The sequence below is a fragment of the Algoriphagus aquatilis genome, assembly GCF_042657405.1.
Classification (GTDB): domain Bacteria; phylum Bacteroidota; class Bacteroidia; order Cytophagales; family Cyclobacteriaceae; genus Algoriphagus; species Algoriphagus aquatilis.
This window is the reverse complement of the sequence record NZ_JBHSKS010000002.1, coordinates 22,142-42,550: the sequence shown is the minus strand read 5'-3', so window position 1 is coordinate 42,550 and position 20,409 is coordinate 22,142. Positions and strand designations below refer to the sequence as shown.

Genomic DNA, 20,409 nt, shown 5'->3' with positions numbered 1-20,409 from the left:
CATCCCTATACCACCCAAAAAAGAATACAGATTATCTACAAAATGCAAGGGGTATTAAAATTTGAATTCATTCACATTTAATTAATTTTGGCCAACTTGTTTCACCTAAGAAATAATCAATGAAAAGAATTTTAGTAAGCGGTGGTGGTGGCTTTTTGGGCAGCCATCTCTGCGACAAGCTCCTCAGTGAAGGGAATGAAGTACTATGCGTGGACAACTTTTTCACCGGAAATCGAAGGAATATTCATCATCTTTTGGATAATAAAAATTTCGAGCTCCTTCGCCATGACATTACGCATCCTTTGTATGTGGAGGTCGATGAAATATACAACTTAGCCTGTCCAGCATCCCCTATCCATTACCAGTTTGACCCGGTTCAAACCACCAAAACATCTGTAATTGGTGCGATGAATATGTTGGGACTGGCCAAAAGACTCAAAATAAAAATCCTTCAGGCTTCCACGTCAGAGATTTACGGCGATCCACATGTGCATCCGCAACCAGAATCCTATTGGGGAAATGTCAATACAATTGGACCTCGAGCTTGCTATGACGAGGGTAAAAGATGTGCAGAGACCCTTTTCTTTGACTACCATCGTCAGCATGGGGTAGCCATCAAGGTGATGCGTATTTTTAACACCTATGGTCCAAGAATGCATCCCAATGACGGTCGAGTAGTTTCCAACTTCATCGTGCAGGCACTGAAAGGCCAAGATATTACCATTTACGGCGAAGGAAATCAAACTCGCTCTTTCTGCTATGTAGATGACAACATCGACGGCATGTACCGATTGATGAATTCAAAAGACGGATTTACCGGCCCTGTGAATATTGGTAATCCGGGAGAATTTACCATGTTGGAATTGGCTCAATTGGTGCTTGAATTGACTAATAGTAAAAGTAAACTGGTGTTTATGCCACTGCCCCAGGATGACCCCATGCAACGAAAACCAGTCATCGACTTGGCCAAATCGGAGCTGGGATGGGAACCCAAAGTTCCACTTAGAGAAGGCTTGGTCAAGACTATCGCTTATTTTGATTCGATTCTGAGCGAATAAACTTCAAAAGACCGCCTCCAAGCGGTCTTTTTCATTTCAATCTATTTTACCGCTGAGATCAAAAATGACTTGAAAGTCAACCTGATCTCAGTTAATTGCTTTATGAAGTCCTCCACCCTTCTATTTGTCACCACCTTTCTGATATTATTTACACTTGGGCTTCTGGCCCTTTTACATTTTCAGCCTGAGATCAAAAATGAATTCATCAGTATTTATGAGGGCCTTTTTTCACCTCAAAAAGAAGTCAAACTGTCAACACTGCCAGTGGTCACTGAGAAAGAATTTGATCCAAATGAATTGGTTTCTTTTTCCGGAAGGCTAAAAAAAGACACCTATGAAGAGCATTTGACTGCCGCAGAACTCAAGGACCTTCGACTCATTCAGGACGAATACCAACTTTATCAAAAAATTCATGACAGTACCTTGGTAGATGTCAGCCAGGGACGTGGATACAGAGTGGATTCTTTGACCCACAGTTTTCCATTCATCACTCCTGATTCTAAAGCGGTACTTGAAGAGCTTGGCAAAGCCTACGAAGCCTTAGCAGGGGAAGGGAATTTCTTTACGGTATCTTCTGCCACGCGGACCGAGTCTCAGCAAAAAGCACTCAAGCGAAGAAATCGAAATGCGACAGACGGCAATAGCTCTCATTCTTATGGGATTTCCTTCGATATATCTTACATCCGATTTAATGGCATCAGAGAGTGGGATGGAAAAGCACAACAAAACTTGGAAAAGGTACTTAATCACTTCCAGCAAACTGGAAAAATATACGTCATCAAGGAGCGAAGACAAAGCTGCTATCATGTGACAGTGAGGTGAATTAGTCAACGGTCGACAGTCAAAGCGGATGATGGTATAAAAGCCAACTGAACGAATACCCTCTAAAAAACCGAAAAGACCGCCTTTTCAGCGGTCTTTTTTTCTTCTGTCGCCAGCACTGAGCGAAGTCGAAGTATCCGTCTCCTGTCTTCCCTCTTCTAATATCCCAAAGTCTTTAACATGCTCTCCTCAGTCTGATCTTTGGCAAAAAGCCAATGCTTGATTTCACCGCTTTCGTCCCGATCGATCAGCACATGCTTAGGTGCAGGGATCAGGCAGTGCTGAATGCCTCCATAGCCCCCAAGTGATTCTTGATAGGCGCCGGTATGGAAAAAGCCGATGTACTGCTTCTTTGATTCCTGGATTTTGGGAAGGTAAATATTGAATTGGTGAGCTTCTGAGTTGTAGTAATCCATGCTGTCGCAGGTGAGCCCACCTAGGGAAATACCCTGGTAGGTTTCATCCCAATTATTGACCGCAAGCATGATGTATTTCTGATTGAGACCCCAGCTGTCCGGAAGCTGGGTAATAAACGACCCGTCGATCATGTACCAAAGCTCCTTGTCGTTTTGCAGTTTTTCTTCCAGCACGGAATAGAGCACTGCCCCACTCTCCCCTACGGTGTAGCTTCCAAACTCGGTGAATATATTGGGCTCGGTGGTGTTGTTTTTGGCACACATCCACTTGATGTTTTTGACGATCTGATCTGCCATGTATTGGTAATCGTAGTCAAAAAACACATTGGTCTTGATCGGCCAACCCCCACCGATATCCATGGTATCCAGGCTTGGGGCAACTTTTTTCAAATCCACATACTTTTGGATAAATCGGGTCAATTCGGACCAGTAATATGCCGTATCCTTAATCCCTGAATTGATAAAGAAATGAAGCATCTTCAGGCTGACTTGAGGATTGTTTTTGATTTTCTCCTCGTACAAGCTAATGATGTCATTATAGCGCACGCCTAATCTGGAGGTGTAAAACCCAAACTTCGGCTCCTCGTCTGAAGCAATTCGAATCCCCACTTGAAAAGGCACCTTCACATGCTCGAGGTAATAATCGATCTCAGTAAGGTTGTCCAAAATCGGAATACAGTTCTTAAACCCGTCATTCAGAAGTTCGGAGATGTATTCCTTGTATTTCTCCCTCTTGAATCCATTGCAGACGATGTAGGTGTCTTTGGTGATTTTGCCTTTAGCATATAGACTGCGAACCAACGGTATGTCAAAAGTCGAAGAAGTCTCGATATGGATATCGTTTTTCAAAGCTTCGTCAAGGACAAAGCTGAAATGGGAAGACTTGGTACAGTAGCAATAGGTGTAATTGCCCTGGTAATTGTGTGCCGCCATGGCATTACCAAAATACCGTTTCGCATTTTGGATGTTTTCCGAGATTTTAGGCAAATAGGTCAGCTTGAGTGGCGTACCGTAGGTTTCGATGATTTCCATCAGATTGACTCCGTTGAAAAAAAGCTCATTGTTCTCAACATGAAACTCTCTGGTAGGGAAGTCAAATGTCTGCTGAATCAAGTCAATGTATCTATTCATTTACCAAGGGGATTTACTACGGAAATTTAAGGGTGCAAAAATTGCTCTTTTATTGGGGTATATCAAATGCAATAGTGAAAACTTCACAGAGCGATAACAAATCCAAACGAGTTTCGATTGAGGATAATCTGGAAAAAACAACCGCGGAAAATAAAAAAGGACAGGTCTACCGTAGATCTGTCCTTAATTCAATTACTTGTTTGAGTATCAATCCCAAGTCACACGATGAAGCGAAGCCTGAAGCAGGGCTTGTTCGGCCTGAAATCTTCGATTGTTTTCAATCACTTTTTCTAGAATCTGCTTAAACTTGAGTTCTTTTTTCAGAAGTTCGATGACACTGTTGAAGAACCTTTCCACTTCTTGGGATTCTGATTGAGAAAAAGTGAAAAACGCTTGAGCTCGATCAAAATCATAAATCAAGCTCAAGGAGGATGGCTTACCGAGCAGAATCAACCCTCTAAATAGAGGAAGCAACTTTTCAAAACCTCGTTCAAAACGACACATACCCTGCATTTTGTTGGCAATCGGTTGAGAAAAGATCTTGAGGATTTCCTGCTGACCAAGATTAAATCTGATTAACTCCGGTGTAGAAGTTACAGTCCATGCAGGTGATGCGATTTCCAAATTGCTGATGGGTAAGGCTAGGCTCATAAGAACTAGTGTTTATTTGTAAGAGCTCAAAAGTAAGTAGAAAAATTTATAAACCTATATTCCCTATAATTTTTATAGGTTATTTAGTGAAAAAATTATTCAATCCTGCTCAAATGCGATAAATTGGGGCATTTGAGTAGTTTTGTTTCAGACTTTTAAAAACACAAAACCCAAATTTTAACCTAATGAGAAAAATTAAACTAGTAGAAGTACGCTCAGAAATTGCAGCTGGAACAAGAGGCGCGAGTCTTGGAGTAGATGCTGTCAAGATCGCTAGCTTAGACAAAAAGTCGAATTTTTTCACCCAATTCGATCCAATCAATGTACCAGATGCCAATAATTTCCTTTGGAGAGGAAACAAGTATCCTCATGCTAAATACATCGATGGAGTGTATCAGGTTTTGAAAAACGTATACTCCACGATAGAGTCTCTCCGCTTGGAAAAGAAATTCCCCATCGTTTTGGCAGGAGATCATAGCACCGCGGCAGGCACGATCATGGGGATCAAAGCAGCCCATCCAGAAAAGCGCCTAGGAGTGATTTGGATTGATGCTCACGCTGATCTGCACACCCCTTACACTACCCCCTCAGGGAATATGCACGGAATGCCTCTGGCTATGGTAGCACAGTTGGATAATCTTGACTGCAAAATCAACCAACCCAGTACGGAAACCCTCTCCTATTGGGAAAAAATCAAGAAAATCGGAGGCGATACTCCCAAAATAGATCCAAAAAATATTGTATTTATCTCCGTGCGTGACACCGAGGAACCTGAGGACTTTTTGATCAAACACTATGGAATCAAAAACTTCAGTACTGCTGAGGTCAGGGAATTGGGGATTTCAAAAGTAGCCCAAGAAGCACTCCACATCTTGAAGGACTGTGATCAGCTTTACATTTCCTTCGATGTGGATAGCTTGGACAGTTCCATTTCTGTAGGAACAGGCACTCCTGTACCCAATGGCCTGACTGTGGAAGAAGCGATCCAGCTCAATGCAGAATTGATCAAGGACAAACGTGTCTGCTGCTGGGAAATCGTAGAAGTGAATCCAACCCTCGACACCGAAAACACCATGGCCGAAATCGCTTTTGATGTTTTGGAAATCACTACCAAGTCGCTGGTGGATAATTTTTAAGCCGCCAAGTTAACTAAGTTAAAAAAGAGGGCACAAAGAGTTTTTATCTCAAAGCTTACAAAGTTTGAAATAGGGTTCTCAAAGTATTTCTGTCACCCGGAGCTTAATGGTCAACACAAATTATTTTCCAAGTGCCACCTAATTAATTTAAAATAATTAAGGTAATTTATATCCTGATTTTCAGATGAATAGTAAATTCTAGTAATTAAAAATTTTTCAATCATGTCTTTTTCACATTTTTCTGAGGACGAATTAGCAAACAAAGTAATTGGCTGTGCTATTGAGGTTCACAAAGCTTTAGGTCCCGGACTTTTGGAAAATGCTTACAAAAAAGTGTTAGCTAGAAAGTTAATGAATGAAGGGTTTAACATTGAAGTTGAAAAAATCCTTCCTCTCGAAATGGATGACATTCGAATAGAAGTAGCCTATAAAATCGATATTCTCGTAGAAAGCAAGCTGGTTTTGGAACTCAAATCGGTTGAATATTTGAATGATCTTCATTTAGCTCAAATAATCAATTATCTAAGTTTAGGGAATTACAAACTTGGTCTTCTTATGAATTTCAATGTAATCCTTTAAAATTCGGACTTCAAAGAGTAATCAACGACCGATTTAGAAAATCTACTTTTTAGTATGTGAACTTGGCATTTATTCCTTTGCTTTTTCCATTAATTTAAGTAATCCTACCTTTGCGAACTCTCATTTCAACTTAGTGACCTTTGCGGCTCAACGCAGTAATCTTACCTTTGCGAACTCTCATTTCAACTTAGAGACCTTTGTGGTTTAAAATATGAACTTTCAAGAATCCATTACCCAGGGCATTCAGCTCGCATTCCAGAATATATTCAACCATGATCTTCCTTTGGAGCAAATCAGCCTTGCTCCTACCAAAAAGGAATTTGAGGGCAGTTACACGTTTGTAGTTTTTCCCTTTTTGAAAATCTCCCAAACGACTCCTGAAAATACCGGAAATCTCATCGGTGAATATCTCAAAGCCAATGTGCCTGCGGTAAGCGACTTCAATGTGGTCAAAGGATTCCTGAACCTGGTGCTCAACGAGCGTGTGTGGCTGGATCTTTTCCAAAAAATCTACAGCAATCCGGCCGTAGGCCAACTCCCCCCAAATGGTCAAAAGGTCATGGTGGAGTACTCCTCACCCAATACCAATAAGCCACTACACCTTGGACATTTAAGAAATAACTTCCTCGGCTATTCGGTGGCAGAAATTCTCAAAGCAAACGGATACGAAGTCATCAAAGCCAACTTAGTCAATGACCGAGGAATTCACATCTGCAAATCCATGGTGGCCTATCAGCACTTTGGCAAAGGTGAAACACCTGAAAGCTCCGGTTTGAAAGGTGACCACTTAGCCGGAAAGTACTACGTCAAATTTGATATCGAATACAAAAACCAAATCAAAGAACTCATTGCTGGTGGCCAATCGGAAGAGGATGCCAAGAAAAATGCTCCTATCCTACTTGAAGCGCAGGAAATGCTCCGTAAATGGGAAGCAGGAGATGAAGCTGTAGTTTCCCTTTGGAAGCAAATGAATGGGTGGGTATATGCCGGATTTGACGCGACTTACCATAAAATGGGGGTCAACTTCGACAAGTTTTACTACGAGTCAGACACCTATTTACTCGGAAAAGATATCGTAGAAGAAGGCCTTGCCAAAGGTGTGTTTTTCAAAAAAGAAAACGGATCAGTTTGGGTAGATCTGACTGACGAAGGTTTGGATGAAAAGCTCGTACGAAGAGCAGATGGAACTTCTGTTTACATCACCCAAGACTTAGGAACAGCCGATTTGAAATACAAAGATTTTCAAATTGACAAATCAGTCTATGTAGTTGGTAATGAGCAAGACTACCACTTCGACGTCTTGTTTAAAATCATGCGAAAGTTGGGCCGTTCCTATGGTTCTGGGCTATACCACTTATCTTACGGTATGGTAGATTTGCCTACCGGAAAGATGAAATCCCGAGAGGGCACCGTGGTGGATGCAGATGATTTAATCCAGGAAATGATTGAAACAGCCGAGCATCATACGAAAGAACTTGGCAAAATCGAAGGATTTACCGAAGAGCAGGCTAATGAATTATATGAAATCTTGGGATTGGGAGCTTTGAAATATTTCTTGCTCAAAGTGGATCCCAAAAAACGAATGCTCTTCAATCCCCAGGAATCTATTGAGTTCCAAGGATACACTGGTCCTTTTGTCCAGTATTCGCACGCCAGAATCGCTGCAATCCTTAGAAAAGCAGAACAAATCGGTGTGGATTACAAGGCTGCCGATTTTTCCGGAGTATCAGATTTAGCCGAGTCCGAAACCGGTTTGATCCAACTATTGAATGAATTTGATCGCAAGATCAAAATGGCTGCTGATGATTACTCCCCTTCCATTATCGCGCAGTATTTGTTTGATTTGGCCAAGGAATACAACCGATTTTACGCGGACCTCCCGATTTTCCATGAAAAAGATTTATCGATTCAGGCGTTCCGTGTGGCACTTTCTGCACATACAGCCAAAACAATCAAAAGAGGAATGAGTTTGCTCGGTATACAGGTTCCAGAACGAATGTAACTATGAAGATCCTTTTAATCACCCTATCGGTACTCCTTTTTGCCTGCGGCAAAACCCTACAGCGTCCGACTGACGCAGCAAGTTTCCACCCATCCTACGATCAAACTATGGAAAGTTCTTTTTACAATTTTAAAATGAAAGACATCAATGGTAAAGAAGTTGATTTCTCTTCTTTTAAAGGCAAAAAGCTTCTGATTGTCAACGTGGCATCTAAATGCGGCTACACCAAGCAGTATGCTCAGCTTCAGGAGCTTTATGCGAACCACAGTGATAAAATCATCGTGTTGGGTTTTCCTGCCAATAACTTTGGCGGTCAAGAACCCGGATCAAACGAAGAGATCAAAGAGTTTTGCTCCACTGAATATGGCGTGACGTTCCCTATGTTTGAAAAAGTATCAGTAAAGGGTTTTGACAAGCATCCGCTTTACAGATGGCTATCTGATGCTAAACAAAACGGCTGGAATAATGAGGAGCCAAGCTGGAACTTCTGCAAATACTTCATCAATGAAAAAGGTGAATTGGTGAAGTTTTTCCCTTCTTCTGTGACTCCTTTGGACGAACAGATTCTAAAACTCATCGAAGCTTGAATTGACTGAATTCCTTTGAAAAAAGAATTTACAACCAAAAAAGAGGCCTGGCTGCACGCAGTCAGGCTTCGTACTTTACCCTTAGCCTTAGCAAGCATTTTAGCAGGTTCTTTTCTGGCTAAATGGAAAGACGCCTTTCGGTGGGAGATTTTGCTTTTGGCCTCTCTTACCACCATTTTCTTACAGATCCTATCCAACCTCTCCAATGACTATGGCGACACGGTGCATGGGGCGGATTCTGCCGATCGTCAAGGCCCCATTAGAGCGGTGCAATCCGGCATTATTTCTTTGGCAGAGATGAAGAAGGCCATGTATCTCTTTGGTATGCTCTCGCTGATCTCAGGGCTACTTTTGATCTATTTGGCACTGGAAGATTGGAAAATGTTTCTTCTTTTTTTGGGAATTGGATTAGCAGCTATTTGGGCTGCCATTACCTATACATCCGGAAGCAATCCTTACGGATATGCTGGCTTGGGTGATATTTCGGTATTTGTTTTTTTTGGATTGACGGGAGTGCTGGGCACCTATTTTCTCCACACCTTGAGTTTTGAACCCTTGGCTGTGTTGATTGCCATTTCATTGGGATCATTTAGCACTGCCGTACTCAATATCAACAATATCAGAGATATCGAATCAGACTGGAAAGCAGGTAAAAAATCAATCCCTGTAAGAATCGGCCGAAAAAAGGCTGTTTTTTATAACTGGGCCTTGATCGGGATAGGCTATTTGACATTAATTCTTTTTTCACTATCCAGCAATAATTACTTCACTCTATTGGCGGTCCTTGCAGGAATTATGATGCTAAAAGTGGGTTTGGGAGTACAAAATGCGCAATCCTCCGAAGCTACTGATCCATATTTGAAAAAGATGGCGATCAGCACTCTACTTTGGACCATACTTTTTGGAATTGGTTTGTTGATTTGATCAAAAGCTGACAAAAGTCCTTTTCTGCTAGTTTTTAATCCCTAATTTGGATTAATAAAACCCAAAAGCTATGATCAGTATTTTCGTGCCATTTGACTTTTCAACTACGGCAACTTATGCATTAAATTTTGCCAAAAGCCTGGCAACCAACTACTCAAAAATTTCTATTACGATTCTTCACGTGGTAGAAATTCCTCTGTCCACAGGAGTTGGCACCATGGGTGGTGGCCTGGATCCAATCCCTGATTTTGAGAATCAACTCTTCTTCAAAGAGTTGATAGATTTAAGAAAAAAACAACTTGAGGCGCTTGAAAAAGAATATGCAAATTCAGATTTCACACTGAGAACTAAGCTTATTCTTGGCAATGCATTTAAAGGTATCTCGGATGCAATCCATGAAGCAAAACCCGATTTGGTAGTAATGGGATCAAAAGGAACTTCTGGCTTGGAAGAAATTATGGTGGGCAGCAATACTGAAAAAATCGTCCGAACATCGCCCTGTCCCGTGATCACCATCAAAAGTGAGACAGACGTAAGCACGATGAAAAAGGTCGTGTTTGCTTCAGACTTTAGAGACTCTGCAGATGAAGTCGCTTCCCGAATCAAAAGAATTCAAAACCTCTTTAATGCTCAGTTTTACTTTGTGGTGGTAAATACTCCTGGAAATTTTGAATCGACAAGAGATTCGATGTCCAGAATCCGAACTTTTGTCCAAAAGCACAACTTTGAAAATATCAAAGCAGAGGTTTACAATTCATTAAGTGAGGAATCGGGCATAATTGAGTTTGCAGATGATATTGATGCGGATTTGATAGCCATGACAACTCATGGTCGCACTGGACTTCTCCATTTGATCACAGGCAGCATAGCTGAGGATGTGGTGAATCATTCGAAAAGACCTGTCTGGACCTTTAAAGCGAACTAAACTGAAATACTTAACTTTGAAGCCTGTCCAAAAGACAGGCTTTTTAATAAAACCCATGAGCAAAAAAAATAACGACTGGAAAAAAAGAGATGGAGTAGTCTATTCCACCTCGGATAGTTTCGAATACAACTTTGTAGAAGAAGGCGAATCAGAGACTTTATCACCTTCTCAACAAAAACTGAAAGTCCTTTTGGACAAAAAAGCCAGAGCAGGAAAGCAGGTGACTTTGGTGGAAGGGTTTATCGGTACAGAAGATGACCTAAAAGAATTGGGAAAACTGCTAAAAAACAAATGCGGAGTCGGTGGTTCGGCAAAAGATGGAGAGATTTTAATTCAGGGAGATCACCGAGACAAAGTTTTGCAGGTATTGTTACAGGCGGGATATGGGGCAAAAAAAGCCGGAGGCTGATTGTTCATGTATTGGTTTTTCAGGCTAAAGCTTCTACCATACCTCCCATTTTTAATTAATGAAGCATCCGGAATTCGCCGTAAAGGAATCAAACTCCCATCGATTGCTGAGAATCTATCTCTTGGATCTGGAACTTCGACTCTTTTGATTTTGGGAGAATCCACCGCTTCAGGAGTGGGTGCTAGCTCTCAAGAAAATACACTTGCAGGTAATTTTCATCGAATTTTGGGGACCTCTTGGGAAATAAAAAACATAGGCAAAAATGGCCTAAAAGCAGGCTCAGCCTACGACTACTATAAAAATTCAGACTATTTACCTTCAGGGAAGATTAGCGGCTTAGTCCTATTTTTAGGAGCAAATGATTGCTTCAAGCTTACTGCCCCTTCTGTTTTTCACCAACAACTCAAAAGCTTGATTGACCAAATTTCCTCTGAATTACATCCTGATTGGATTTATTTGGCAGACATTCCACCAGTTCATCTTTTTCCTGCTTTTTCCTTCAGAATGAGGTCCTTTTTGAAAGAACAACGAAATTTTCTGCAAAAAGAAATGACTGAACTATCAAGAGAACATCTCAACCTGATTTTTGAGCCTATTTCTCTGGATTTGAGTCCGGACTTTTTTTCGCAAGACCAAATTCATCCATCGGATTTGGGCTACCAAAAAATAGCAGAGTTTGCTGTAGATGGCATTCGAAGAGCAGGTTTTATTTAGCCTTTAAGGCTGGTTTTATCCTTCAATTTCGGTAATGAGCTCTTCATACCAAGCTTCTCCGTATTTTCTTACCAAGGCCTCCTTAAGGAATCTGTATAGAGGAACTTGAAGACTTTTGCCAAGTTGACACGCAGGATCACAAATATGCCACCGGTCGTAATTTAGCGCATCAAATTCATCGTACTTGGTCACACGAATCGGATAGAGGTGACAGGAAATGGGTTTTTTCCAAGCTATTTTTCCATCGAGGTAAGCTTGCTCAATGCCGCATTTTAGAATCCCTCGCTCATCATACAAAGCGTAAGCACATTCACGATTTTCCCCTATGGTTGGGGTTCCTTTATCTCCGTCTTTATCAAAAACCCACGTACCCTGTGTTTCAATGGCTTTTCTTCCTTCTTCAGTGATGTAATTCTTGACAATAGGATAAATTTCCTCAAGAATCTTGGTTTCCTCGTCCTCAAGTGGCGCTCCGGCATCACCTTCTACACAGCAGGCCCCTTTGCAGGCTTCTAAATCACAGACAAAAAAATTCTCTTTTATATCGTCAGACAAAACCGCGTTTCCTACCAGAATCATACACAATTCAAATTTTTCCAAAGGTAAGCAATATGAAGGAGGCCAACCAACCAGTTTCGGATAGGCAAAAAAAAGAACCGCTCCTTTCGGAGCGGCTCAACCCAGCACTATGAAGAAAAGCTTTTTAAGCCTTTATAATGATAGAACAGGCTTATTGCGATAAAGTTTTCCTTTCAATAAAAAAAAGTCATTTTTTTTCAAAAAAGTGATGGATCATTGGCTTTGGGATTCATTAATGCGGCAAATTGCTAAAAATGAAACAGTAAAACTGCGGATAATTGATTGCCATGACAGCACCAAATTGGAAGGACTAAAATCGTTTTCGCCCATTAATTTTTCTATTCACCAAGTAAAGGCACGAAACCGATAAAGCGAGGAATCTTAAAATCGTCAAGTTCCCAAATCCTTTCCTTTAAAATCCCGTACTTTGCATCGTGCAAGTCGTCTTGTCGCCTTGATCCCGGTACGTATCGGGACAGGGAGGAAAGTCCGGGCAACATAGAGCGCCATACTTCCTAACAGGAAGGCCTTTGACTGGTGACGGTCAGGGGACAGAAAGTGCCACAGAAAATAAACCACCCTGATGCCGATAGCTATCGGCACGAAGGGAAAGGGTGAAAAGGTGGGGTAAGAGCCCACCGCTCCGACAGTGATGAAGGAGGCATGGCAAACCTTATGGGTTGAAAGATCAAATAGGCCTCGGGCAAAGAGCTGCTCGTTCGATTCTTTCTCTTTGGGGGAAGATTCCGGGGTGGGTAGATCGATAGAGTCTTGGTGTGAATCAAGATCGAGATAAATGACAAGAGCCCTGAGAAATCAGGGGACAGAACCCGGCTTACAGACTTGCACTTTTTTACTTACTTTACATTATGCCTAAAATTCTGATCATCGACGACGAGCGGTTTATTCGCGCATCCCTCAGGGAAATTCTTGAATATGAAAAATTTGAAGTCACCGAAGCCCAAGATGGAGAAGATGGACTTCAAAAAATAAAGGAAGAAGACTTTGACTTGGTACTGTGCGACGTGAAAATGCCCAAAATGGATGGAATCGAGGTACTCGATCAAGCCAAAGCCCTAGACAAATCCCCACAGTTTATCATGATTTCTGCCCACGGCAGTATAGAGACAGCGGTTGAAGCGACTAAAAAAGGGGCATTTGATTTTATTCCAAAACCTCCGGATCTCAATCGGCTTTTGCTTACAGTGAGAAATGCCCTGGACAAAAAACAACTGGTCACTGAAACCAAAGTGCTCAAGAAAAAACTTTCGAAAAAGTTTGACATGGTAGGAGAATCTCCTGCCATCGCTCGGGTAAAAGACACCATCGAAAAAGTGGCGCCCACGGATGCCAGGGTCTTGATCACAGGCCCGAATGGAACCGGTAAAGAACTGGTAGCGCATTGGGTACATCAAAAAAGCAATCGGCAAGATGAACCATTTGTAGCGGTCAATTGTGCCGCCATTCCTTCAGAATTGATCGAGTCAGAATTGTTTGGCCATGAGAAAGGTGCCTTCACTTCAGCTCATAAGCAACGAAATGGAAAGTTTGAACAGGCACAAGGTGGTACCTTGTTTCTGGATGAAATCGGTGATATGTCGCTTTCTGCTCAATCAAAGGTGCTGAGAGCACTACAGGAAAACCTAATTAATCGGGTAGGAAGTGATAAGGATATTAAGGTGGATGTAAGGGTATTGGCTGCTACCAATAAGGATTTGAAAAAAGAAATCGAAGCAGGTAGATTCAGAGAAGATCTCTACCATCGCCTAAGCGTAATTTTGATTCAGGTACCTGCCTTAAAAGACCGAAAAGAAGATATTCCTTTGCTAATTGAAAAATTCCTGGAAGATATCGCTCAGGAAAATGGAGATGCCAAAAAGAAAATTACCGCAGAAGCAGTGGCCAAACTTCAGGAATTTCCCTGGACTGGAAATATCCGGGAACTGAGAAACGTGGTCGAAAGACTGGTCATTCTTGGAGAACAGACTATTAGCCTAGAAGATGTGAAAAAATATGCTGACTATTGAGGTCAGCATATTTTTTTAACTGTTGGCTTTTTGGGAGACAGGAGCTTTGGCATAGGCTGGACAAGGCTTACTGGAAGCACACGCTCCAAGTGCCAATATCCCGATTAAAAGTGCTATTGAGGCAAATCTTTTCATTTGGTTATGTTTTAGTTCGATAAATATGTCCAATTATTTTTTAGATAGCAATTACTGAACCAACAAGTTACAGCCTCGCAATTCTGAATTATCAAATCTTCCTAAGACCTCCAGCATTCCTTTTTCATCGATTTTACCAAGGTCTTGTGTTTCGATAAATGCGCAGGAATGAAAATTTCCCAAATCTATTACATTGATTCCTCCTTGGACTTTGACAGTTTTGCTGTAAGGATCATTTACATCCCGGAGAAAAATGCGCAGGGATAAAGGTAAAGAAAACCTCCCCTCACCCTGAGAATAAGCCTGAGACATCAATTCAGTCATCCCATATTCAGAATGGATTCGATCCACTTGAAAAAAGGATTTCAATGAGTCATGAACTTCTTCACGAATCATTTCTCGTCTTCTTCCCTTCATTCCTCCTGTTTCCATCACAATTAGATTATCCATTTTTTCAAATGCCAATCCTGATTCAGCCAAATCCAACAGAGCAAATGTCACCCCTAGCAATAAGACTTTTTTTCCATCCGAAGATAGAAATGCGAGTTTGTTGAGTAGCTCTTTTTGATTGTATAAATAAAAGCCGCTATGGGGAGATCCACTTTCTTCAATAAAAAACTTGGCCATAGAAACCAGGCTGCTACCCGGGCGCTCAAGATATGCCGGTAAAAGTGCCAATACATGAAATTCACTCAGATCGCCATAGAAAGATTCAAAAATTCGTTTTGAATGAGACAAATACCATGATTCTGACCAAATCAAATGCTTACTGGTAACCATACCTGTGGTACCACTGCTTGAATAAAACTTAAAAAAAGCAGTGGAAGGTCCGCTGACCACTTCCTTATCTTTAAAAAAACGAATCGGTAAAAAAGGAATTGAAGTTATTTCCTTTATTGATGAAGGATTAATCCTTCTCGCTTTCAAATAGGATGCATAAACCGGGTTGGAACGTGACTGAAATTGAAACAACTCTAAAGCAAAGTCTTCAAATTGGTCGGAGGTCAATTTATCCAGCCTTTCCGAAAAACTTTTGAATTCCAACATCGTTTTATAATTTGAGTTTTTCAAAGGGGAAAACTTCCTGTATTTTAGAAAGCAAATTTACCTCCATCGCATGCGATTCAAAAGTTATTCGGGAATATTGTTTGGGCTGCTTTTCGGCACGTCCTGTATTAGTCCACCCGAAAATTTTCCAAGTGTACCTGAAATTGAATTTTCAAGTTTGGAATACGCCCCTACCTCAGGTCAAGATTCACTGATTTTGACATTGAGGTTTAAGGATGCAGAAGGTGATTTGGGATTATCTGCAACAGATATCAATCCTCCTTTTAATCCATTGAATTACAAGAGAGACGCCGCAGGCAATTTAATTACCTATTCCCGTAGACCCAGTAACGCCCCAACTTACAATCCAGTAGATTGGGTGATCAATCCAATTGTAAATAATACAACAGTACGAGATACGGTTTGGGTTGAGAAAAACGAAAACCAATACAATATTTTCGTTCGTTTTTACATTAAGCGAAATGGTAGATTCACAGAATTCAGATGGCAGGATCCGCCATTTTTCACCACCTTCAATGGGAGATTTCCTCGAGTCTTGACCACAGAAGAAGGTCAACCGGTAGAAGGAAGTATCGCCTATCGGATGCTTTCCTCAGGATGGGAATCCATATTCAGAAATGATACCTTGAGAATTGACGTACAGATACAAGATAGAGCACTCAACAGATCTAATGAAGTCTCAAGTCCTCAAGTGACATTGCGACAAATCACTAAGAAATAATGAAAAATGGCGCTTCGTAAATTGAAGCGCCATTTTTCATTAAAGGTTACTTTTTAATTAAAGAGATGGGAATTTCTTAGGATTGGACTCATGCATCAGGAGATAGACTTTTTCGACTACATCTTCCACACTTGGCTTGGAGAAGTAATCTCCATCTGAAGAATAAGCAGGACGATGAGCTTTTGCAGGAAGAGTCTGAGGCTCTGCATCCAAAAATCTAAACACATCCTGATGGTCGAGCACCTGCTGAAGCATAAATGCTGAGGCGCCTCCTGGGACATCTTCATCCGCAAAAATGACCCGGCTGGTTTTTCGAATTGATTCTCCAATGATACCATAGGTATCAAATGGAAGTAGTGTTTGAACATCAATTACCTCGACTGAAATCCCAATCTCAGCCAACTCTAAAGCCGCTTCCATCACAATTCTGCACATGCTACCATACGTAACCACCGTGACATCCTCGCCTTGTCTGAGAATTTCAGGCTTACCCAGTGCAATTGTATATTTACCAATATTATGAGGCATTTTTTCCTTCAGTCGATAGCCATTTAGGCACTCAATGACTATCGCAGGATCATCAGACTGAAGCAAGGTAGCATATATCCCCGCAGCCTGAGTCATGTCACGTGGCACAGCCACTATCATGCCTCTTAAACTGGAAAGGATCATACCCATTGGAGAACCAGCATGCCAAACGCCTTCTAGTCTGTGACCTCTTGTGCGAACAATTAAGGGTGCTTTTTGACCTCCTTTAGTACGGTAATGCAATGAAGCTAAATCATCGGAAAGCATCTGTAAACCATACAGAAGGTAATCCAAGTATTGAATCTCGGCCATCGGGCGCAAACCCCTAAGGGCTGTCCCAATTCCCTGACCAATGATCGTACATTCTCTGATCCCGGTATCGGTGACTCTCCATTCGCCATGCTTAGCCTGCAAACCTGCAAAGGCCTGATTCACATCTCCAATTTTCCCTACATCTTCTCCGAAAGCGAAAAACCTGGGGTCATTTTCCAAAGTGTAATCGAAAAATGCCTGCAATACTTCACGTCCATCCACCAGTGCAGACTTTTCGTCGATCATTGGAAAAACCTCCTTCACTTTCAAAGAAGAAAACGAATCTTCCACGTATAAATGACTGCTGTATCGGTCGTGATTTTTTTCTACCTGCTTTTCATACCAGGACTTCAACTCCCCTTTTACAGATTCATTTTCCGCACGAAGAATGAGCAATATTTTCCTAACAGTGCTGATCACATCCTTACGGATCGGATTGATGGTCTTTTTAAGATCATCTGCCATTTGAAGTAGGATAACCTTGCGGGATGAAAGTTCAGCTGCAGCTTTGATCAATTGAACAGCTGTCTCAAGCTCTTCTTTAATCTCTTTTGAAAACTCTTGCCAAGCTGCTTCTTTCTGTTTTTTAACTTCAGCTTTAGCTTCAGCATCTATTGCATCCAACTGGTCTGCAGTTGCTATTCCGTTGGTAGTGATGTAGTCTCTAAATTTTGCAATACAATCCCAATCCTTTTCCCACTTCAATCGCTCAGCTGACTTGTAGCGTTCATGCGAACCGGAAGTAGAATGGCCTTGAGGCTGTGTCATTTCCTCCACATGAATCAAGACAGGAACATGTTCAGATCTTGCAATGTGACCTGCATAAGTAAATGCCTGATTCAGAGCTTCATAATCCCAACCTTTTACTCTGAGAATTTCAAAACCTTTTTCACTTTCTGTTCGCTGAAACCCTGTCAAAGCTTCCGAAATACTGCCTTTGGTAGTATGGAATTCCTGAGGAACAGAAATGCCATAGCCATCATCCCAAATTGAAATTACCATGGGAACTTGAAGTACCCCGGCTGCATTAATAGATTCGAAAAACATACCTTCCGAAGTGGAGGCATTACCAATTGTTCCCCAAGCCACTTCATTACCATTGACCGAAAACTGGGTCAGGGACTTTAATCCTTTGTTTTCTCTAAAAAGTTTAGAAGCATAGGCCAAGCCTAGCAGCTTTGGCATTTGGGCAGCCGTAGGTGAAATATCTGCTGCTGAATTATATCGATTGGTAAGATTCTTCCAAGTACCGTCTTCATTGATTGAGCGCGTGGCAAAATGCCCATTCATCAATCTTCCTGCACTTGCAGGATCTGCCTCAACATTGGTATGAGCATATAACTGAGCGAAATATTGCTTCACGGTCAATTCGCCCAAAGCCATCATAAAGGTCTGATCACGATAGTATCCTGATCGAAAATCTCCCTTTTTAAAAGCTCTGGCCATGGCGATCTGCGCGAGCTCTTTACCATCACCAAAAATCCCAAATTTGGCCTTCCCCATAAATACTTCTTTCCTTCCCATGAGGGAAGCATGTCTACTCATGACGGCAACTCTAAAATCATCCAATATTGCTTCCTTTTGGAGATCTGAATTGGCTTGGGTCTTTGCGTGAATTTTGACTTCCATAGAATCGATTTTACTAAAGCTATTTTGGGTTTGCAATTACTAGTGCGATCAAAAATAGACAAAATGCTCGTTTGTGCAAATTCCCCATTAGGGCATTATCCAATATTTATTTGGCATAATTAGCTAATTTATCAAATTGATAAAATTTTATATTGAATAAGGAAAATTGACAGACTTTTAATGGGTGAATCCCAAGAAACCTAAAATTGAAAATTGGATAAATTTTTTGAAATTTTTTTTCAAAATTTTCGTTTTCAAAAAATGAAAAATCAAAATTTTATAAATGAATTTAAAATAAATAAAAACATCATTTGGATTTTGACATAAAAACAAAATGGTATCCAAATACAATTCTTTAAATGAGTTTTTGAAAATTATAGCTTATTATCTTTGCGGCGAATCATTTAAATCCAAATAAACTTAGCCATGATTATAGGTGTCCCTAAGGAAATCAAAAACAATGAAAATCGCGTCGCACTTACTCCGGCCGGTGCCAAAGAACTGATCAAGAGAGGCCATACAGTATATGTACAGCATACCGCTGGCGTAGGAAGTGGTTTTGCCGACTCAGAATATGAGGCAGCAGGTGCTACGATTTTGCCTACCATCGAAGCGAACTATGAAATCGCCGAAATGATTATGAAGGTGAAAGAGCCAATCGAATCAGAATACAAACTGATTAAGGCAAACCAACTTTTATTCACCTATTTTCACTTTGCATCATATGAGCCACTTACCAAGGCGATGGTAGCGAGCAAGGCGGTTTGTTTGGCTTATGAGACGGTTGAAAAAGCGGATCGCAGCCTTCCTCTTCTAGTACCTATGTCAGAAGTAGCCGGAAGAATGGCGATTCAAAAAGGAGCTAATTACCTCGAAAAACCATTGGGTGGAAGAGGTATCCTTCTTGGAGGAGTTCCCGGAGTTCTTCCTGCCAAGGTGTTGATCCTAGGGGGTGGAATCGTAGGTACACAAGCAGCTTGGATGGCAGCCGGAATGGGAGCTGATGTCACCATTATGGATGTTTCCCTTGCCAGAATGCGATACCTAGACGATGTCATGCCAAAGAATGTGAAAACCATGATGTCCAACGAATATAACATCCGCGAAATGATCAAACATGCCGACCTGATTGTTGGTGCCGTGTTGATTCCGGGTGCAAAAGCTCCGCATTTGATCACCCGAGACATGCTCAAAGACATGAAAAAAGGTGCAGTATTGGTAGACGTTGCAGTGGATCAAGGAGGGTGTATCGAGACCTGTAAGCCTACCACGCACGAAAATCCAACTTTTGTAATAGACGATGTCGTTCATTATTGCGTAGCCAACATGCCAGGAGCTGTACCATACACTTCTACTCTTGCTTTGACCAATGCTACCCTTCCTTACGCCATCCAACTTGCAGATAAAGGCTGGAAAAAGGCAGCACAGCAAAATGCGGAATTAGTCCCTGGACTAAATGTGATCAACGGAGAGATCGTTTACAAAGCGGTTGCAGATGCATTTAATATGCCATACACTCCGGTAGAAAACTTCTTGGCTTAATTACTAATCCATTTTATAAAAAATCCCACTGGAGAGACTCAGTGGGATTTTTTATTGCCTAGACCTGCTAGGTTTTGAAAACCTGGCAGGTGTTTCCTAGGCCTTTCTTACAAACTCCGACTTCAAAGCCATCGATCCAAATCCATCGATTTTGCAGTCGATATTGTGATCTCCTTCCACCAATCGGATGTTTTTCACTTTAGTGCCAGCTTTGATCGGTTTTGGCGCACCCTTTACAGGAAGATCTTTGATGGTGACTACCGAATCTCCATCCGCCAGAATATTCCCATTGGAATCTTTCACGACCAATCCGGTCTCGATTTCTTCTTCACTTTCAGAGGGGTTCCACTCTAATCCACAGTCAGGACAGACCATTTGGCCATCCATCTCATAGGTGTACTCAGATTTACATTTGGGACAAGGTGATAAATTTTCCATAGTCCAAAGATAAAAATAATTTATACCAAACCTTTGGCTGCCCTTACAGTGAGCTCCGCTAAGTCCATAATGACCG

General features: G+C 41.4%; 19 protein-coding genes and 1 other RNA gene. 14 read left to right on the top strand and 6 right to left on the bottom strand.

Annotated features, from left to right (window positions below):
* Positions 1-119 precede the first annotated feature (119 nt).
* Entirely contained in the window at positions 120-1,058 is a 939-nt protein-coding gene (locus tag ACFPIK_RS02485; RefSeq protein WP_377911876.1) for a UDP-glucuronic acid decarboxylase family protein, read from the top strand.
* A gap of 102 nt (positions 1,059-1,160) precedes the next feature.
* Positions 1,161-1,880, top strand: a complete 720-nt coding sequence (locus ACFPIK_RS02480) for a DUF5715 family protein (RefSeq protein WP_377911874.1) — start codon at positions 1,161-1,163, stop codon at positions 1,878-1,880.
* Between the two features lie 158 nt (positions 1,881-2,038).
* On the opposite strand, the gene ACFPIK_RS02475 is transcribed toward ACFPIK_RS02480, so the two are convergent.
* Together ACFPIK_RS02475 and ACFPIK_RS02470 are read right to left on the bottom strand one after the other, a co-directional pair.
* Entirely contained in the window at positions 2,039-3,427 is a 1,389-nt protein-coding gene (locus ACFPIK_RS02475; RefSeq protein WP_377911872.1) for an arginine decarboxylase, read from the bottom strand.
* Positions 3,428-3,634: 207 nt separating this feature from the next.
* A complete protein-coding gene (locus ACFPIK_RS02470) occupies positions 3,635-4,078 on the bottom strand; it encodes a hypothetical protein (protein WP_377911870.1) in 444 nt (147 codons plus the stop codon).
* A 185-nt stretch (positions 4,079-4,263) separates the two neighbouring features.
* Between ACFPIK_RS02470 and rocF the strand changes: the two genes are divergently transcribed.
* The 8 genes from rocF (at position 4,264) to ACFPIK_RS02430 (ending at position 11,354) form a co-directional block, all read left to right on the top strand.
* A complete protein-coding gene (gene rocF / locus ACFPIK_RS02465) occupies positions 4,264-5,214 on the top strand; it encodes an arginase (protein ID WP_377911868.1) in 951 nt (316 codons plus the stop codon).
* Positions 5,215-5,436: 222 nt separating this feature from the next.
* The gene (locus ACFPIK_RS02460) at positions 5,437-5,793 is read left to right on the top strand and encodes a GxxExxY protein (protein WP_377911866.1); all 357 of its coding nucleotides are present in this window, start codon (positions 5,437-5,439) and stop codon (positions 5,791-5,793) included.
* Positions 5,794-6,004: 211 nt separating this feature from the next.
* Positions 6,005-7,795, top strand: coding sequence for an arginine--tRNA ligase (gene argS, locus ACFPIK_RS02455; protein WP_377911864.1), 1,791 nt, complete (start codon positions 6,005-6,007; stop codon positions 7,793-7,795).
* Positions 7,796-7,797: 2 nt separating this feature from the next.
* Positions 7,798-8,382 carry a glutathione peroxidase gene (locus ACFPIK_RS02450; RefSeq protein WP_377911862.1) on the top strand — a complete coding sequence of 195 codons (585 nt, stop codon included), beginning with the start codon at positions 7,798-7,800 and terminating at the stop codon, positions 8,380-8,382.
* Between the two features lie 15 nt (positions 8,383-8,397).
* A complete protein-coding gene (locus tag ACFPIK_RS02445) occupies positions 8,398-9,306 on the top strand; it encodes a 1,4-dihydroxy-2-naphthoate polyprenyltransferase (RefSeq protein ID WP_377911860.1) in 909 nt (302 codons plus the stop codon).
* A 70-nt stretch (positions 9,307-9,376) separates the two neighbouring features.
* Positions 9,377-10,231 carry a universal stress protein gene (locus ACFPIK_RS02440; RefSeq protein ID WP_377911858.1) on the top strand — a complete coding sequence of 285 codons (855 nt, stop codon included), beginning with the start codon at positions 9,377-9,379 and terminating at the stop codon, positions 10,229-10,231.
* 55 nt (positions 10,232-10,286) lie between these two features.
* A complete protein-coding gene (locus tag ACFPIK_RS02435; RefSeq protein ID WP_377911856.1) occupies positions 10,287-10,640 on the top strand; it encodes a translation initiation factor in 354 nt (117 codons plus the stop codon).
* Between the two features lie 6 nt (positions 10,641-10,646).
* Positions 10,647-11,354 (top strand): GDSL-type esterase/lipase family protein, encoded by a 708-nt coding sequence (locus tag ACFPIK_RS02430; RefSeq protein WP_377911854.1) that lies wholly within the window; start codon positions 10,647-10,649, stop codon positions 11,352-11,354.
* A 15-nt stretch (positions 11,355-11,369) separates the two neighbouring features.
* Here ACFPIK_RS02430 and ACFPIK_RS02425 read toward each other — a convergent pair whose 3' ends face one another.
* The gene (locus ACFPIK_RS02425; protein WP_377911852.1) at positions 11,370-11,933 is read right to left on the bottom strand and encodes a DUF3109 family protein; all 564 of its coding nucleotides are present in this window, start codon (positions 11,931-11,933) and stop codon (positions 11,370-11,372) included.
* A 433-nt stretch (positions 11,934-12,366) separates the two neighbouring features.
* Between ACFPIK_RS02425 and rnpB the strand changes: the two genes are divergently transcribed.
* Both rnpB and ACFPIK_RS02415 read left to right on the top strand, forming a co-directional pair.
* Positions 12,367-12,787: RNase P RNA component class A (rnpB, locus tag ACFPIK_RS02420), an RNA gene on the top strand.
* A 15-nt stretch (positions 12,788-12,802) separates the two neighbouring features.
* Positions 12,803-13,960: a sigma-54-dependent transcriptional regulator gene (locus tag ACFPIK_RS02415; RefSeq protein WP_377911850.1), complete on the top strand. Its 1,158-nt coding sequence runs from the start codon at positions 12,803-12,805 to the stop codon at positions 13,958-13,960.
* 186 nt (positions 13,961-14,146) lie between these two features.
* On the opposite strand, the gene ACFPIK_RS02410 is transcribed toward ACFPIK_RS02415, so the two are convergent.
* Positions 14,147-14,833, bottom strand: coding sequence for an acyl transferase (locus tag ACFPIK_RS02410; RefSeq protein ID WP_377911848.1), 687 nt, complete (start codon positions 14,831-14,833; stop codon positions 14,147-14,149).
* A 379-nt stretch (positions 14,834-15,212) separates the two neighbouring features.
* On the opposite strand from ACFPIK_RS02410, the gene ACFPIK_RS02405 reads away from it, so the two are divergent.
* Positions 15,213-15,884 carry a hypothetical protein gene (locus ACFPIK_RS02405; RefSeq protein ID WP_377911846.1) on the top strand — a complete coding sequence of 224 codons (672 nt, stop codon included), beginning with the start codon at positions 15,213-15,215 and terminating at the stop codon, positions 15,882-15,884.
* Between the two features lie 57 nt (positions 15,885-15,941).
* Here the strand turns inward: ACFPIK_RS02405 and ACFPIK_RS02400 are convergent, their stop codons facing one another.
* Positions 15,942-18,353: an alpha-ketoacid dehydrogenase subunit alpha/beta gene (locus ACFPIK_RS02400; RefSeq protein ID WP_377911844.1), complete on the bottom strand. Its 2,412-nt coding sequence runs from the start codon at positions 18,351-18,353 to the stop codon at positions 15,942-15,944.
* Between the two features lie 426 nt (positions 18,354-18,779).
* Between ACFPIK_RS02400 and ald the strand changes: the two genes are divergently transcribed.
* On the top strand, positions 18,780-19,895 hold the full coding sequence (gene ald, locus ACFPIK_RS02395) for an alanine dehydrogenase (RefSeq protein ID WP_377911842.1): 1,116 nt from the start codon (positions 18,780-18,782) through the stop codon (positions 19,893-19,895).
* Between the two features lie 96 nt (positions 19,896-19,991).
* On the opposite strand, the gene ACFPIK_RS02390 is transcribed toward ald, so the two are convergent.
* Positions 19,992-20,333, bottom strand: a complete 342-nt coding sequence (locus ACFPIK_RS02390) for a zinc ribbon domain-containing protein YjdM (protein WP_377911840.1) — start codon at positions 20,331-20,333, stop codon at positions 19,992-19,994.
* Positions 20,334-20,409 lie beyond the last annotated feature (76 nt).